At 30.9% G+C, this 16,997-nt stretch carries 13 protein-coding genes; 2 read left to right on the forward strand and 11 right to left on the reverse strand.

The genetic code is table 11. The features are described from left to right. The first annotated feature begins 166 nt into the window (after nucleotides 1-166). Nucleotides 167-1,243, forward strand: coding sequence for a peptide chain release factor 1 (gene prfA, locus V7R38_RS07235; protein ID WP_334057072.1), 1,077 nt, complete (start codon nucleotides 167-169; stop codon nucleotides 1,241-1,243). A gap of 154 nt (nucleotides 1,244-1,397) precedes the next feature. After that, nucleotides 1,398-1,547 (forward strand): hypothetical protein, encoded by a 150-nt coding sequence (locus tag V7R38_RS07240; protein WP_015480940.1) that lies wholly within the window; start codon nucleotides 1,398-1,400, stop codon nucleotides 1,545-1,547. A 393-nt stretch (nucleotides 1,548-1,940) separates the two neighbouring features. Here the strand turns inward: V7R38_RS07240 and V7R38_RS07245 are convergent, their stop codons facing one another. The 11 genes from V7R38_RS07245 to thrS form a co-directional block, all read right to left on the reverse strand. After that, the gene (locus V7R38_RS07245; protein ID WP_334057075.1) at nucleotides 1,941-4,346 is read right to left on the reverse strand and encodes a glycoside hydrolase family 31 protein; all 2,406 of its coding nucleotides are present in this window, start codon (nucleotides 4,344-4,346) and stop codon (nucleotides 1,941-1,943) included. Between the two features lie 259 nt (nucleotides 4,347-4,605). Continuing rightward, nucleotides 4,606-6,513 (reverse strand): 1,4-alpha-glucan branching protein GlgB, encoded by a 1,908-nt coding sequence (gene glgB, locus V7R38_RS07250; protein ID WP_334057077.1) that lies wholly within the window; start codon nucleotides 6,511-6,513, stop codon nucleotides 4,606-4,608. Nucleotides 6,514-6,517: 4 nt separating this feature from the next. Further along, entirely contained in the window at nucleotides 6,518-8,143 is a 1,626-nt protein-coding gene (locus V7R38_RS07255) for a trehalose synthase (RefSeq protein WP_334057079.1), read from the reverse strand. Nucleotides 8,144-8,149: 6 nt separating this feature from the next. After that, nucleotides 8,150-10,087: an alpha-1,4-glucan--maltose-1-phosphate maltosyltransferase gene (locus tag V7R38_RS07260; RefSeq protein WP_334057081.1), complete on the reverse strand. Its 1,938-nt coding sequence runs from the start codon at nucleotides 10,085-10,087 to the stop codon at nucleotides 8,150-8,152. 28 nt (nucleotides 10,088-10,115) lie between these two features. Then, complete coding sequence (locus tag V7R38_RS07265) at nucleotides 10,116-11,384, reverse strand: glucose-1-phosphate adenylyltransferase (protein ID WP_015480935.1); 1,269 nt, start codon at nucleotides 11,382-11,384, stop codon at nucleotides 10,116-10,118. A gap of 6 nt (nucleotides 11,385-11,390) precedes the next feature. Beyond that, entirely contained in the window at nucleotides 11,391-12,596 is a 1,206-nt protein-coding gene (glgA, locus tag V7R38_RS07270) for a glycogen synthase (RefSeq protein ID WP_334057084.1), read from the reverse strand. A 212-nt stretch (nucleotides 12,597-12,808) separates the two neighbouring features. Continuing rightward, a complete protein-coding gene (locus tag V7R38_RS07275) occupies nucleotides 12,809-13,390 on the reverse strand; it encodes a hypothetical protein (protein ID WP_334057086.1) in 582 nt (193 codons plus the stop codon). A gap of 80 nt (nucleotides 13,391-13,470) precedes the next feature. Continuing rightward, nucleotides 13,471-13,815 (reverse strand): 50S ribosomal protein L20, encoded by a 345-nt coding sequence (gene rplT / locus V7R38_RS07280; RefSeq protein ID WP_015480932.1) that lies wholly within the window; start codon nucleotides 13,813-13,815, stop codon nucleotides 13,471-13,473. 95 nt (nucleotides 13,816-13,910) lie between these two features. Next, on the reverse strand, nucleotides 13,911-14,108 hold the full coding sequence (rpmI, locus tag V7R38_RS07285) for a 50S ribosomal protein L35 (protein ID WP_015480931.1): 198 nt from the start codon (nucleotides 14,106-14,108) through the stop codon (nucleotides 13,911-13,913). 118 nt (nucleotides 14,109-14,226) lie between these two features. Beyond that, nucleotides 14,227-14,745 carry a translation initiation factor IF-3 gene (gene infC / locus V7R38_RS07290; RefSeq protein WP_083903257.1) on the reverse strand — a complete coding sequence of 173 codons (519 nt, stop codon included), beginning with the start codon at nucleotides 14,743-14,745 and terminating at the stop codon, nucleotides 14,227-14,229. Between the two features lie 108 nt (nucleotides 14,746-14,853). Further along, nucleotides 14,854-16,797 carry a threonine--tRNA ligase gene (thrS, locus tag V7R38_RS07295; protein ID WP_334057089.1) on the reverse strand — a complete coding sequence of 648 codons (1,944 nt, stop codon included), beginning with the start codon at nucleotides 16,795-16,797 and terminating at the stop codon, nucleotides 14,854-14,856. Nucleotides 16,798-16,997: the final 200 nt, after the last annotated feature.

Below are 16,997 nucleotides of genomic sequence, written 5' to 3' on the forward strand. Positions count from 1 at the left end.
GTTATTGGTTTAGATTTACAGAAGAAATATATGCAACCATTTTATCACCTTTTAAAAACGAAAGCAAGCATAATTATAATCCGTGGATAATCAAATATAGTTAAATGATAATAAAAAATAATTCCTATAAAAATTGTAAATTCGCAAACCAAGAAAAGAGTAGAAGATGGTAGATAAGCTAAGAATTGTTAAGCAACGTTATGATGAGGTTTCTGATTTAATTATACAACCAGAAATTATCATGGATCAAAAGCGTTATGCGCAATTGATGAAAGAATATAAAGATTTAGGAGATGTTGTAAAAAAGGGTGATGAATATCAAACCTTAATGAACAATATTGAAGAAGCAAAAGAAATTATTGCTGATGGCTCTGATGCAGAAATGACAGAAATGGCAAAGATGCAAATGGAAGAAGCCAATACTAGAATACCTGAATTAGAAGACGAAATTAAATTTTTACTGATACCAAAAGACCCTGAAGATGCAAAAAATGCAGTTGTAGAATTACGTGCAGGAACAGGAGGAGATGAGGCAAGTATTTTTGCAGGAGATTTATTTAGAATGTATACTAAATATTGCGAAAGCAAAGGTTGGAAAGTTTCTACTGTAGATTATTCAGAAGGTACAAATGGTGGTTTTAAAGAAATTCAGTTCGAGGTTAATGGAGATGATGTGTATGGAATTTTAAAGTTCGAAGCTGGTGTTCATCGTGTACAAAGGGTACCACAAACAGAAACACAAGGAAGAGTGCATACTTCTGCAGCAACTTGTATGGTTTTCCCAGAAGCAGAAGAATTTGATGTAGAGATAAATCCAAAAGATGTAAGAATAGATTTTTTCTGTTCATCAGGTCCTGGAGGTCAGTCTGTAAACACCACATATTCAGCAGTACGTTTAACTCACATTCCAACAGGTTTGGTAGCTCAATGTCAAGATCAGAAGTCGCAGCATAAAAATAAAGAGAAAGCTTTTAAAGTTTTAAGGTCTCGTTTATACGATATGGAGTTGGCTAAGAAACAAGCAGAAGATGCTTTGAAACGTGGTTCTATGGTTTCTTCTGGAGATAGAAGTGCAAAAATTAGAACGTACAATTATGCACAAGGTAGAGTTACAGACCATAGAATTGGTTTGTCTTTATATGATTTGCCAAATATTATGAATGGTGATATTCAAAAAATTATTGACGAATTAATGTTAGCAGAAAACACAGAGAAATTGAAGGAATTAGGTGATGGTATTTAAAATACATTAACCAAAATGATATTGAAAAACCTCGAAATTTATTTTCGAGGTTTTTTTATTTGAGTTACTTTTTAATTCGTTTGCATTAATACAAACTGTATTGCAGTAGTATCTTTGAATCAAGAAAAAGAAACAACCACTAAAAACGATTAGCATGATTGCAACAAAAATATTAGGCTTAACAGCTGCAGTAAGTAAGAGTAAAAAATTAAAAATTGCTTTATTATTAACAGAGGTAGCATTAATTGCCTTAGCCTTCAATAAAGACAAAGATATTAAGAATAAGAAAAAGCAAATTTCTTAAAGTTAATTGTTAGAAAAAGAAAAAGAAAAAGAAAAAAAGGAAAAAGGAAAAAAGAAAAAAGAAAAAGAGAAAAAGGAAAGCTATGAAAAGTATTTAGGCTATGAAAAAGAAAATACTTTGCTATGAAAATTAAAAATTGCTAGAAAAAAGAAGTAAACTACCAAACAGGTTTAGAAATGAAAAAAGCGAATAAAGAAAACTTTATCCGCTTTTTTTTCGCCAAAAAAATTACACAATAGTAAATTGGGGTATTTACTAATTATACATCAAAGGTATAGTTTTATAACATACGAAACAATCCCTATTTATAGTGATTTTGAAAAATCCCCATAAATAGGGAGAGGCCTCCCCATAAATGGGGAGGCCTCTCTTTTTACTTATTTTTTCTAATATTTATTCACCAAATAAATGCAATTCAGTAAACGTTTTATCTATACTGATTGTTAGGTTTTTATCTTGTGAAATGCTATTTAAATTAACTTCTACATTATCAATTTGTACAGAAGTTACCTTAAATGGTAAGTTGTGAATTACTATGTTAAAGTTTTTATAAGGGGCATCAAATTTACCTTCTTTGTGCTGATTTAGGATAAAATCGTTCTTTTTACCAGTAACTTTAAACGTTCTTAAACTATATCTACCTTTTTTATAATCATAACCATCATGTGCATCATCATATAATTTAGATTTTTCTTTACCAACCTTGTAATAAACATCTAAAGTAATTGCATCGAACTTCTTTTCACCTACATATTGTTGAACAGGATATTTAGGTATTACAGCTCCTTCTTTGATAAAAATTGGCATGCTATCTAAATCTGCATCTACCCAAGACTCTTTTCCTCCTTCTATAACTTCATCGTTCCAGAAATTATACCATTTACCTCTTGGTATATACATGCGTCTACCTTTGGCATTTGGTTCTTGAATAGGGCATACTAATATGTGTTCTCCGTAAATAAACTCATCACTTCTGTAATGGGTATGCACATCTTCTTGATCAAATAATACTAAAGATTTTAAAATTGGAGTTCCATTATTAATATGATTCCAAAAAGCAGTATATAAATAAGGTAATAGTTGATATCTTAATTCAACGAACTTTCTTACAATATCTGTAATCTCATCACCAAAAACCCAAGGTTCTTGATCTCCATGATCTCCTGAAGAATGCACTCTACAAAAGGCATGGAAAACTCCTAATTGAATCCATCTTGCAAATAATTCTCCTTGTGGTTGTTCTGCAAAACCACCAATATCTGAGCCTGCAAAAGAAAAACCAGACATTGCCATTCTTTGTGCTTGGTTATTGGCAATAGATAAATGCTCCCAGGTTGCAACGTTATCACCCATCCAAGTTGAGGTATATCTTTGAGCACCAGAATAAGCAGATCTTGTAATTACAAATGGTCTTTTTGGATACGCATATTTCTTTAAACCATGATAGGTTGCACGTGCCATTTGTGTACCATAAATATTGTGTGCTTTTCTGTGAGAACAAGGATTACCATCATAATCATGTCTTACATCATTTGGAAAAGATTTGTTAGGCACATCCATTACAGCTGGCTCATTCATATCATTCCAAACACCTTTTACACCTATATCTTCTATTAGCTCTTTAAACAAACCAGACCACCATTCTCTAACTTCTGGTTTGGTATAATCTGGAAAATAACATTCTCCAGGCCAAACTTTACCTTTCATGTAAGGGCCATCGGCTCTTTTACAGAAATAATCTTTATCTAAAGCTTCTTTAAAAACATCATATTCTAAATCAATTTTAATTCCTGGATCTATAATTACTACAGTTTTAAAACCATCATCTTCTAATTCTTTCACCATTCTTTTAGGATCTGGAAAATGATTTTTATCCCAAGTAAAACATCTAAAGCCATCCATATAATCAATGTCTAAATAGATAGCATCACATGGTATTTGTAAATCTCTAAATGTTTTGGTGATTTGTTTTACATTACTTTCTGGATAATAACTCCATTTACATTGATGGAAACCTAATGCCCATAAAGGTGGCATTGCATGAGGTTTACCAGTTAAATCTGTATAATTTGCAACAACATCTTCCATTTTTGGCCCGTAAATGAAATAATAATTCATTTCACCTCCTTGAGCCCAGAAACTTGTTACGTTTCTTCTTTCTTGTGCAAAATCGAAGTGAGTTTTAAAGGTATTATCAAAGAAAATACCATAGGCTTTATTATTTTGAATAGCCGTATAAAAAGGAATGGCTTTATAAATAGGGTCTGTGTGTTTGCCAAATGCGTAAGAATCTGTAGCCCAGTTTTCAAAACGCTTACCTTTCATGTTTACTTCTACAGGCTTATCACCTAAACCATAAAAACTTTCTGCTTTTTGGCAAGTTTTACTCATTTTTACGATATCACCACCAAATTCATAACTTTCCTCCCAATGAAAACCAATTTCATCTTCATTGATTAAACTCATATCTAAAGCATCAAATAAGCTTACTTGTAAACTTTCTTTTTCTACTTTACAAACTAATTTAGAAGTTACTATAATATAATGTGTTTCATCTTCAGAAACGTTTAAAAAATTATATCCTCTGGATGCGTGAATTGTTACACCATAAGAAAAATCTTTTTCGAATTTACCTGTTGTTGAGTATCTAAAACGAATAACACTATCTCTAACCACTGTAACTTGCAGTACTACATTGTTTTTTGTAGTGAAATAAAGTGTGTCTACGTCTTTTTTATATTTTATAATTTCGTTTGGAAATAAATTTCCTTTTTGTTCTAGTTCTGTATTTACAATCATAATATGTTTGGATTATGTTGATGGTATTTACGTTGAAAAAAACATTATTAAATGTAGAAATTCATCAATAAATAAACCATTGTTGGTTGTAAAAATATTGCTTATTTATTTAAAAATAAATAGAATAGCATTTCTTTTCCTTAAAAATGAGAGTTTTTTTGAAGTCGCAATTATAACTTGTTTTGGTTATGAAGAATGCAATAAAACCACTTTTAATTGATATTGTTCTAAAACTATTTCAATTAAAAAGTGGACTATTTTATTTGTATTTAAATGCAAGCATAGCTAGAGGTGGCAAGTTAATGGCAATTGAGTTTTCTCTACCATTCCATTCTTTAGCGTCTGAAGTTAAATTACTTGTTTCAAAATCTCCTGTACCATTATATTTTTTTGCATCACTATTAAAGACTTCTATAAGAGTCCCCTTTTTTGGCAAACCTATTCTATAATCATTTCTAGGAATTGGGGTAAAGTTTAAAATAACCAGTAGGTTATCTTCTTCACTATTACCTTTTCTAACATAAGTCATTACAGAGTTTTGATGATCTGAATGATCTATCCACTCAAAACCTTCATGACTGAATTGTTTTTCGAATAATGCAGGTTCTGTTTTGTATAGTTTGTTTAAATCTTTTACTAAAGTTTGAGCACCTTTATGCACTTCATAATTTAGTAAATGCCAGTCTAAACTACCTTCAAAATTCCATTCTGAAGTTTGACCAAATTCACCCCCTTGAAATAATAATTTTGTTCCAGGATGTGTGTACATAAAACTATAAAGTAAACGAAGATTTGCAAACTTTTGCCATTCATCTCCAGGCATTTTATCTACAATAGATTTTTTACCATACACAACTTCATCATGTGAAAGAGGAAGCATAAAATTTTCTGAGAAGGCATAATTTAACCCAAAAGTTAATTCATTTTGATGATGTTTTCTGTAAATAGGTTCTTTCTGAAAGTAGCCTAAAGTGTCGTGCATCCAACCCATCATCCATTTCATACCAAAGCCTAATCCACCATCATAAATTGGTCTAGAAACTTTTGGAAAAGAAGTAGATTCTTCTGCAATGGTTTGTACATCTGGAAAAGCTTCATAGACTGCAGCATTCATATCTTTTATAAAATCTATAGCCTCTAAATATTCTCTTCCTCCATAAATATTTGGTTCCCATTGGCCTTCTTCTCTAGAATAATCTAAAAATAACATTGATGCTACTGCATCTACTCTTAAACCATCTGCATGATATTGATCTAACCAAAAAATAGCATTACTAATTAAAAAAGCCTTTATTTCATTTCTACCATAATTAAAAATTAAACTTTTCCAATCTTGATGATAGCCCTTTCTTCTATCTGGATGTTCGTATAAATGAGATCCATCAAAAAAGCCTAAACCATGATCATCTGAAGGAAAGTGAGAGGGAACCCAATCCAATAATACTCCAATTCCATTTTCGTGAAAAGTGTCTACCAATTGTTTAAATTCATCTGGATATCCAAAACGTGAAGTAGGTGCAAAATAACCTGTGAGTTGATAACCCCAACTTGGATCGTAAGGATATTCCATAATTGGCATAAATTCTACGTGTGTAAAATTCATCTCTTTTACATAGGCAACTAGTTCATCTGCTAGCTCAATATAACTTAAAAATCTATTCTCTTCTACTTGTTTTTTCCAAGAACCTAAGTGAACTTCATAAACAGAAAATGGTGCGTCTAATGCATTGTTTTTCTTTCTGTTCTGCATCCAATTTTTATCTTTCCATTGGTAATTATCATCCCAAACTTGTGATGCAGTTTTAGGAGGATGTTCACATCTTCTAGCAAATGGATCTGCTTTTTCTGTTCTTGTATTGTTGTCAGAATTTTCTATTCTATATTTGTAAGTAGCACCTTTTTTCACACCAGGTATAAAGCCTTCCCAAATTCCACTACCATCCCATCTAACATTTAATTGATGCTCATCTCCCAACCAGTAGTTAAAATCACCAATAACAGAAACCATTTTTGCACTTGGAGCCCAAACAGCAAAATAAGTACCTACTTCATTATCAACAGTGATAATGTGCGATCCAAATTTTTCATATAATCTATAATGTTTACCAGCCTTAAAAAGATCTATATCAAATTCTGTGAAAAGACTGTGTACTTTTGTTTTTGCCATAATTTTATGAATTCATAATGTTTGCAATACCTTTTAACGGAATTATAGTCCATTTTGGTCTTGAATTGAGTTCATAACCTAACTCGTAAATTGCTTTTTCTAATAAACAATATTCTAATAAAAATCTGCGTTCGTGTCTGTAGCCAATAGAAAGGTTATTTTCTTGTGTTACAGCTCTGTAAGTTTCTAAAAATACAGCTACAAAATATTTATAAAGTAATTCTGCAAATTTAAAAAGTGTTTCTTTTTCTAATTTATATTCATCTTGATGATTAAATATTGTAGAATAAATTGCGTAATGAAAAGAACGAAATAAACCTGCAACATCTTTTAATGGTGGTTGTTTTACTTTTCGATCTCTAATGGTACTTTCTGGTTCACCTTCAAAATCTAGAATACAAAAATCATCATCTTGAACAAGAATTTGCCCTAAGTGATAATCTCCATGAATTCGAATACGTTCTCCCTTTAACTTGGTCCAATCAAAATTGACCAATCGTTTTCTAATATTGTTCTTATTTTCTAAAAACTCTTTAGCTAATTCTAAAGAATAGCCTTCTAATTTATGTAGATTATTTTCTGTTAAGTTTAGTCTATTTTGAAATTGATATGTCAATCTGTTTTTTAACCAAACTGTGTAATCGCCATTAAAACGAGTAGGAGTAAAGGAGGTGTCTTCAAACTCTGAACCCAAAGCAATATGCATTTCTGCAGTTCTTTGCGCAAGAAGTTTAACCTTAGATAGTAGTTTTAGACCAATCCAATCTATGATTTCTGGAGCAACATCAGAAATTTTAGTTCTGCTAAACATTTCAATATCTGGTAAATCTTTAAAAGAAATTTCTTTATAATCTATCGTTTTATAAATTTTATGAATTTCTTTTAAAAAATACTCCCAAGCATCACCTTTATTAGGAACCATTTCTTGCATTAAACCAATAGTAATATTAGTATTTTCAGAATCGATAATATTTATACTGCCTAAATATTTTGGAGTATGTCTAAATTCTTTTCTGTGTGATAAAAATCGGCTCATTTCATAATCAGGATTTTTATCTGCATAAATTCTTCTAAAGAATTTTAAAATATAATTGTCATTATAAATTATAGAAGTGTTGCTTTGTTCTGCCCCTAAAAAATTTGATGACTTGTATTCAGGAAATTCAAAACCCTCAGTTTTATGGTATTGAACTGGAGTTTTATCTATAGGTAAAGCGTTTTTAATTCTTTGGTAAACCACTTTTCTAAAAGATTCTAAATGCATAGCATCAATGATAAATCCTTTTTGATTTTTTAATTGAATAGGTAAAATTTTACTTTCAGTGGCAAACTTTTCATCAGAAACAAAAGATATTGGTAAGAAGTAATGATGATAAAATGCTTCAACAAAATTTACTTCGATAATTAAACCAAAATAGACTTCATCATTTTGTTGAATTCTAAAGTATTCACTTAATTCTATATATTTTAATCTACTAGATTTACCTCCATACCAACGTTGTTTTTGAATGTAATCCTCTAAAACATCAGACAAGAAAACAGCAACAAAATCTTTATCTTCAATAAGTTCTTCCCATGTATTTGTAGAGGAGAATAACGAAGTTTTTGTTTTAGCAGCTGTTTTACTCATATGTTTTTATTTGTTGATTTTAAAGATGTGAAATGGTAAATTTGGATGTAATTCTATATAATTCCATTCATTGTACCAGTTGTAAGAATTAGTAGTTACTAAATCTTTGACTTCAATTTTTTGACCATGATGAATGCCTAAATCTTGCATTGGTAATTGTACAGAACCAGTTTGTGAATGATGTTCATCTAAACTAATTACTGTAATTGTTTCGTTAGTTTTCTCTAAATCCCATTTGTAAAATGCAATTAATTGATCATTTCCAGTCTCAAGAAATTTAATATTATTCGTTTGTTGTAAAGAAGATTGTTCTTTACGAATGTGATTAACTTTAGAAATAATTGATGTTACGTTATTTTCTATAGACCAATCGTAATGACAAAGTTGAAATTTCTCTGACATGTAATATTCTTCTTTACCCACAATAGGTGTATCTATCATTTGTTGAAATACAGGTCCATAAATTCCGATGTTGGAACTTAAAGTTGCAGCCAAAGCATACCTTTGAATGTATTTAGATTCTGGTGCACCTTGTAAATGAAAAGGATTAATATCTGGAGTATTTGGCCAAAAGTTAGGCCTCATATATTCTTTTTGGTCTGTTTGGGTTAGTTCGTTCATGTACTCTATAAGTTCATGTTTAGAATCTCTCCAAGTAAAATAGGTATAAGATTGTGTGTAACCTTGTTTGGCCAATTGATGCATAACTTTTGGTTTCGTAAATGCTTCCGCTAAAAAGATTACATCTGGATGTTTCGCTTTTACTTGATCAATAATCCAGCCCCAGAAATAATATGGTTTTGTATGAGGATTATCTACTCTAAATACGTTTATACCACAATCTATCCAATAGAAAAGCGTGTCTAAACACTCTTTCCAAAGGTTTTTAAAATCTTTACTTTCCCAATAAATTGGTAAAATATCTTGGTATTTTTTAGGTGGATTTTCTGCATATTGTACAGTACCATCTGGTCTCCACTTAAACCAATCTGGATGTTGTTTTACCCAAGGATGATCGGGTGCAGCTTGCAAAGCATAGTCCATAGCTATTTCAATACCTAACGATTTTGCTTCCGTTACTAATTTTTTAAAGTCTTCTAAAGAACCTAATTCTGGATGAATGTCTTTATGACCTCCATGTTTAGAACCAATTCCCCAAGTAGAGCCAACATCACCTTCTAAAGCGTTGGTTGTATTGTTTTTACCTTTTCTGTTTACTTCGCCTATGGGATGGATAGGAGGAAAGTACAACGTATCAAAGCCCATATTTGCAATTCTTGGAAGCAATCTGTGGCAGTCTGAGAATGTACCATGTTTACCTTCAATTTCTGATGAAGATCGAGGAAAAAACTCATACCAAGTAGAAAATCGAGCTTTCTCTCTATCTACATAAACCTTTAATTCTTTTGAAGTGTAAGTTAAAAGCTTTTCTGGAAATGCTATAAAAATAGCTTTCAATTTATCTGAGGTAGCTTCTTGTATTGCCTCATTATAATCTTCTTTATTTGCAAAGATTTTTTTAAGGTGATTTATGTACGCTTTTTCTTCTTTACTCAGTTTGCCTTTTATATTATCTAATAATTCAGCACCTTCTAATAGTTCTGAACTTACATGTTGATGATCATCAATTTTGCGTTCAATTCCATGTTGCCAATTTAATGCATAGTCTACCCAACCTTGTAATTTGTATGAATAAAACCCTTGTTTTGAAGTGATGAAACTCGCTGAATAGCCATCATTTCCTAAATTTTGCATTCTAGTTTCAGACCACTTCTTTTCTGACTCATGTTTGTATAAAACACTTGCTTGTAACACATCATGGCCATCTACTAAGACATCTGCAGTAATGTTTACAATTTCGTTTACAACTCGTTTTATATAAATAGTACCACAATTTAACTGTGGTGCAATATTTTCTATGACAATTCTACTTTGATTTTGCATGAAAAAGCTAATTCAGTTATTTAATTTTTTAACCTATGATTGTTCCTTTAGGAATTGTTGCATCTTTTTTGATGACAACAATACCTTCTTTAACCATGTATGTATCTGTTTCTACATCTTTAATATGGCTACCTCCATTGATGCGAACATCATCTCCAATTCTACTGTTTCTATCTACAATACAATTATGAATGTAGCATCGATCTCCAATACCCATCATAATATCTACCTTATTTTTTTCTATATCTTCTAAAGATTCGTAGAAGTCATTACCCATCATATATGTATTAGAAATCAGCGAATTTTTACCAATTCTAGATCTAATTCCAATTACTGAGCGTTCAATTTTTTCAGCATGAATAATACAGCCATCTGCAACTAATGCTTTATTTAAAATTGTACCCGATAATTTTGATGTAGGTAAAATTCTGGCTCTTGTATAAATGCTTTTTTTATCATCATATAAATTGAATTTTGGAACATCATCTGTTAAACCTAAGTTGGCTTCAAAGAAAGAATCGATGTTTCCAATATCTGTCCAATATCCTTCATATTGATAACTTAGCGTTTTATGTTCTTGAATGGCTTGTGGTATAATTTCTTTACCAAAATCATTAGTGTCTGGGTTGTCCATCAACTTTTTTAATAAGTCTCTATTAAAAATGTAAATACCCATAGATGCTAGGTAATCTCTGCCTTCTGCTTTCATGGCATCACCTACATCAGAAGTCCAATCAGGAAGTAGTTTTGCATCTGGTTTTTCTATAAACGAGGTAATTATATTATCGTCATTTGTTTTTAAAATACCAAAAGAGGTAGCGTCTTTTGCGTTTACAGGATAGGTTGCAATGGTTATTTCTGAGCCACTTTCTTCGTGTTTTTTAATCATATCATTAAAATCCATTTGATACAATTGATCTCCAGAAAGTATTAATGCATATTCAAAATCATTAGATAAAAAATGATGCATACTTTGCCTTACAGCATCTGCTGTACCTTGAAACCATTTATCACTCATTATAGTTTGTTCAGCAGCTAAAACATCTACAAAAGCAGAACTAAAAAAACTAAAATGAAAGGTATTTGTGATATGTTTATTTAATGAAGCCGAATTAAATTGAGTTAAAACGTACATTCTTTTTATATCTGAATTGATACAATTAGATATTGGGATATCTACTAATCTGTATTTACCAGCAATTGGTACTGCAGGTTTAGATCTGTCTTTTGTTAAAGGATACAATCTAGAGCCTTGTCCTCCTCCTAAAATAATACCAAGTACTTTATTGTTTATCATTTCAATTTATTTTTTTAATGTTTTATATAATGCTTCTACTTGTTTTGCTATTGCTATCCAATCAAAATATTGTTCTACTCTTTGCCTACCATTTGTAGCCATAGATTCTCTTAACGATTTGTTGTTAATAAGCGAATTAATGCCTTCTGCTAAATCTTTAGAAAATTTATCTGGATTTACGGGTTCAAAAGGTGCAGAAGTTTGCTGCTCAACAGGAATCAATAATCCAGTTTCATTATGCACAACCACTTCTTTTATACCACCAACAGCACTTGCAACTACTGCTGTATTGCAAGCCATGGCTTCAATATTTATAATTCCAAAAGGTTCATAGATTGAAGGGCAACAGAATACTGATGCATGAGAATACAATTGTATGATCTCTTTTTTGGTAACCATTTTATCTATCCAAATAACATTTTTACGAGTTTTCTGAACTTCATTAACAGCAATCTCCATCTCTTCTCCAATTTCTTTTGTGTCTGGAGCACCAGCACAAAGTACAATTTGAGTATCTGGATCTATATATTTTATGGCATTAACCAAATGTATAATTCCTTTTTGTCTAGTAATTCTACCCACAAAAAGCACATAAGGTTTTGTTTTGTCTATTTGATATTCGTCTAAGGTATCTGTTGCTGAAGTAGTAACATATTCTTGTAAATTGATACCATTATAAATTACTTTTACCTTGTCTTCATCAACATTAAAATGTTTTAGCACATCTTCTTTAGTTTCTTCTGAAACTGCTATTAATGCATCTGCCATTTCAATTGCCGTTTTTTCTATCCAAGAAGAGGCATCATAACCATTGCCTAACTGTTCTCTTTTCCAAGGACGAAGTGGCTCTAAAGAATGCGTTGTAATTACTAATGGAATGCCATAACAAAGTTTAGCAACAATGCCTGCAAAATGAGCATACCAAGTATGGCAATGCACAACATCTGCATCTATTGCATTTGCGTTCATTTTTAAATTGGTGCTAAGCGTTTGAAAAACTGCTTTTAATTTTGGGTCTGAATTATCGAAAAGTGGATTTTCGTAAGGAAAACCCTTTACATTTAAGTTAGTTTGATGCTCATCTTGATCTCCAAAACAACGCACTTCAACTTGCATCAATTTTGCTAATTCTTCTGCTAAATATTCTACATGAACACCTGCACCACCATAAACATAAGGTGGGAATTCTCTTGTAAAAAAAAGGGCTTTCATAAAGGTAAAATAGTTTTTTAAGTGTTAGCTGATTTACGACCCTTAAGATAGGTAAATACTAATTAACTTACGAAAAAACTTTTACCATTTAACAGATTATAATAAAATTATGATACTGATAAATTTGTGATATAATTAATGACAATTGGTGAGTAATTATCATCAAAATTAAAAATGAGTAACGAATTTTTTAAGCAAACAAGAGCTATGATTTAGCTATTTCTTTGTTTGTTAATTTCGTCTTGTAATTGTCTTCTTAATTTTTGCTCTCTTTCTAAAGATTTTTTACGATGATTTTCAAAATCTTCTTCTACAGTTTCTAAGTTCTCTTTAGCTTCTTTTGTTAAGACATGGCTTCTTGTAAATTTAAATACAAAAAACGCTAAGGCCAATGCAAGTAAGATAATAATTAGCCATAGTACAAGGTTGTAAGTAACTTTACTTACCTGAAGGCCTAAAAGAGAAATTGAATTTTCTTTAATTAAAGCTGCTTCTAATTCTTGTTTCGTTTTTTCTAATTCAGCATTTAATTTTTCGATACTATCTCTCTCAGACTTTAGTAAAATGTCTTTTTGAGAAATTACCTTCTCAGACATTTGTAAAGAATCTAAAACATTAGCTTTTAACGTTTCATATTTATCTTTAGAAATTACTTTGTATACTTGATAGGTAGTAGAAGTTCTATATATTTTATCAAACTGACCTTTAATAGAATTATCTTCCTTAGTTTCTTCCTGAGCAGAGATTGTAATACTTGTAATTAATAATAGTAATGTTATTATTCTAAATTTCATTAGGTATACTTTAAAATGTAAATGTATTAAAAAAACCCAAACGTAACGTTTGGGTTTTTGTTATAAGCAAGTATTATTATTTATTTAATTTTCTCTACAACTGCCTTAAAAGCGTCTGGATTGTTAACTGCTAAATCTGCTAAAACTTTACGATTTAACTGAATGTTATTAGCTTTAACTTTACCCATAAACTGTGAGTAAGACATTCCGTTTAAACGAGCTGCAGCGTTAATACGCGTTATCCATAAAGAACGGAAGTTTCTCTTATTGTTTTTACGGTCTCTATATGCATAAAGCATACCTTTTTCAACCGCATTTTTTGCTACAGTGTAAACGTTTTTTCTACGTCCAAAGTAACCTTTTGCTGCCTTCAAGATTTTTTTTCTTCTATTTCTTGAGGCTACTGAATTTACTGATCTTGGCATAATTTCAATGTGTTTTGTAGTAGGCGATTCTGTTAAGAATACTTTTATTCAGGCCTAACTCCATGGTTAATAATTAAATTCCCTGGTTAAACTAGTTATTTTAAGTTTAACATTTGCTTAATGCTAGGCTCATCAGACTTGTGTACTAAAGTATCATGAGTTAGCTTTAATTTACGTTTTTTAGACTTCTTTGTTAAGATGTGGCTTTTAAACGCGTGCTTTCTTTTGATTTTACCAGTACCTGTAACTTTAAATCGTTTTTTGGCACTAGATTTTGTTTTCATTTTAGGCATTTCTCCTTCGTTTTAACTTGCTTAATATTGTTTTTCTTAATTCTTAAAGACTCAAAAAGTTTAAAAGCTTATTTTACTAAACTTTTAAACTCTAAATCTTTAGTTCTTTTAAGAACTTTTATTTTGATTTTTTAGGAGCAATAAACATAATCATACGTTTACCTTCTAATTTTGGTAATTGCTCTACTTTACCATATTCTTCTAATTCTTGAGCTAATTTTAATAATAAAATTTGACCCTGTTCTTTAAAGATGATTGAACGCCCTTTAAAGAATACGAATGCTTTTAACTTAGCTCCATCTTGCAAGAACTTTATGGCATGTTTCTTTTTAAATTCATAATCATGTTCATCAGTCTGAGGTCCAAAACGTATTTCTTTAATGGTAACTTTAGTTGCTTTAGATTTTAAAGCTTTTTCACGTTTTTTCTGCTCATACAAGAACTTCTTGTAATCAATAATTTTACAAACAGGAGGTTTAGCTTTAGGCGATATCTCTACTAAATCTAATTCTTGTTCTCTTGCCATCTCTTTAGCTTTTGCTAAAGGATATACACCAACTTCTACGTTGTCTCCAACCACACGAACTTCATCAACATATTTAATTTTGTCGTTAATTCTGTGCTGATCTTCTTTGATTACTCTTAATGGTCTTCTTGACCTGCTTCTTCTAATTGCTATGACTTATAATTTTAAATTTAACGTATAACTGTTCTCCAGTCTTTTATTTTTTGATGAAATTCAAATTTACTTAAATTTCTTTAATGTTTTACTTTCTTCTTCTTTTATTAAAGATTTAAATTCTTCAATAGTAAAGGTTCCAATATCACCTTCTCCATGTTTTCTTACAGAAACTGTGCCATCTTGTTCTTCTTTTTCACCTAGAATTACCATAAATGGTATTTTGCTTACTTCTGCATCGCGTATTTTACGTCCGGTTTTTTCACTTCTGTCGTCTACGAGGGCGCGAATTTCGGAATTTTCTAACGATTCTAAAACTTTTTCGGTATATTTTTGATATTTATCGCTGATTGGCAGTATAATAACTTGCTCTGGTGTTAACCAAAGAGGGAAATTTCCTCCTGTATGTTCTAATAAAACAGCAATAAAACGCTCCATAGAGCCAAATGGTGCTCTGTGAATCATTACTGGTCTATGAGATTGGTTGTCAGAACCTGTATAAGTTAGGTCAAAACGTTTTGGTAAATTGTAATCTACTTGAATAGTACCTAATTGCCAGCTTCTACCTAAGGCGTCTTTCACCATAAAATCTAACTTAGGTCCGTAAAATGCAGCTTCACCTTCTTCTATTACGTAGTCTAAGCCTTTATCTTTTGCTGCAGAGATAATTGCATTTTCTGCAATTTCCCAAGTTTCAACATCACCTATATACTTATCTAGATTTTCCATATCTCTAATAGAGACTTGCGCTGTAAAATCTTCAAAACCTAAAGAACCAAAAACATAAAGAACTAAATCGATTACTTCTTTAAATTCTTGATCTAATTGTTCTGGTGTACAGAAAATATGAGCATCATCTTGCGTAAAACCTCTTACTCTCGTTAATCCATGCAACTCTCCACTTTGTTCATACCTATATACAGTACCAAATTCTGCAAAACGTTTTGGTAAATCTTTATATGAGTAAGGTTTAAAGTTGTATACTTCACAGTGATGAGGACAGTTCATAGGTTTTAATAAAAACTCTTCATCCATCTTCGGCGTTTTTATTGCCTGGAAACTATCTTCTCCATACTTTTCATAATGACCTGAGGTTACATAAAGTTCTTTTTGACCAATATGTGGTGTCATTACCATTTCGTAACCTGCTTTTTTCTGAGCAGCTTTTAAGAAGTTTTGTAAACGTTCACGTAAAGCAGCTCCTTTTGGTAACCATAAAGGTAAACCTGCTCCAACTTTTTGAGAGAATGTAAATAATTCTAATTCTTTACCAAGTTTTCTGTGGTCTCGTTTTTTTGCTTCTTCTAATAATTCTAGATATTCAGTTAGCATTTTTTGTTTTGGGAAACTAATTCCGTAAACACGTGTTAACTGATTGTTTTTTTCATCACCTCTCCAATAAGCACCAGCAACATTCATTATTTTAATTGCCTTTATAATACCTGTATTTGGTATGTGGCCTCCTCTACATAAATCTGTAAAGTTGCTGTGATCGCAAAATGTAATATCACCATCAGTTAAGTTTTCTATTAACTCAACTTTATATGGATTGTTTTCTGCTTTATATAATGAAAGAGCATCAGCTTTAGAAACTTCTCTCATTTTAAATTCATGTTTTCCTCTGGCAATTTCTAAAAACTTCTTTTCAATAGCAGAAAAGTCTTTTTCAGAAATCGTCTCATCACCTAAGTCTAAATCGTAATAGAAACCATTATCAATTGCAGGTCCTATGGTCAATTTTGCATTTGGATGAAAACTTAAAATTGCCTCTGCTAAAACGTGAGCAGAAGAGTGCCAAAATGCTTTTTTACCTTCATCATCATTAAAAGTATATAAAACCAAAGATCCATCAGTTTGTAATGGAGTAGTTGTTTCTACTGTTGTACCATTAAAACTAGCTGAAATAATATTTCTAGCTAAACCCTCACTAATACTTTTAGCTACATCAAAAGGAGTACTGTTTTTTTCGAACTCCTTTACACTTCCATCTGGTAAAGTAATCTTAATCATTTAATATATATAGTTTGAGGCGCAAAGATATTAGAAAACAATTTTTCCTACAATATATATGTATACTTATATTAATGTCAAGTTGCTCATTTATTATGATTTTATACAATTCCAACAATATCATACTAAAAGTGTGTTTCAGTTTGCTACATATATAATGATGATTTATCTCAATATGTATTGATGTAAAATAATCATTC

The organism is Polaribacter sp. P097 (assembly GCF_036864555.1).
GTDB lineage: Bacteria > Bacteroidota > Bacteroidia > Flavobacteriales > Flavobacteriaceae > Polaribacter.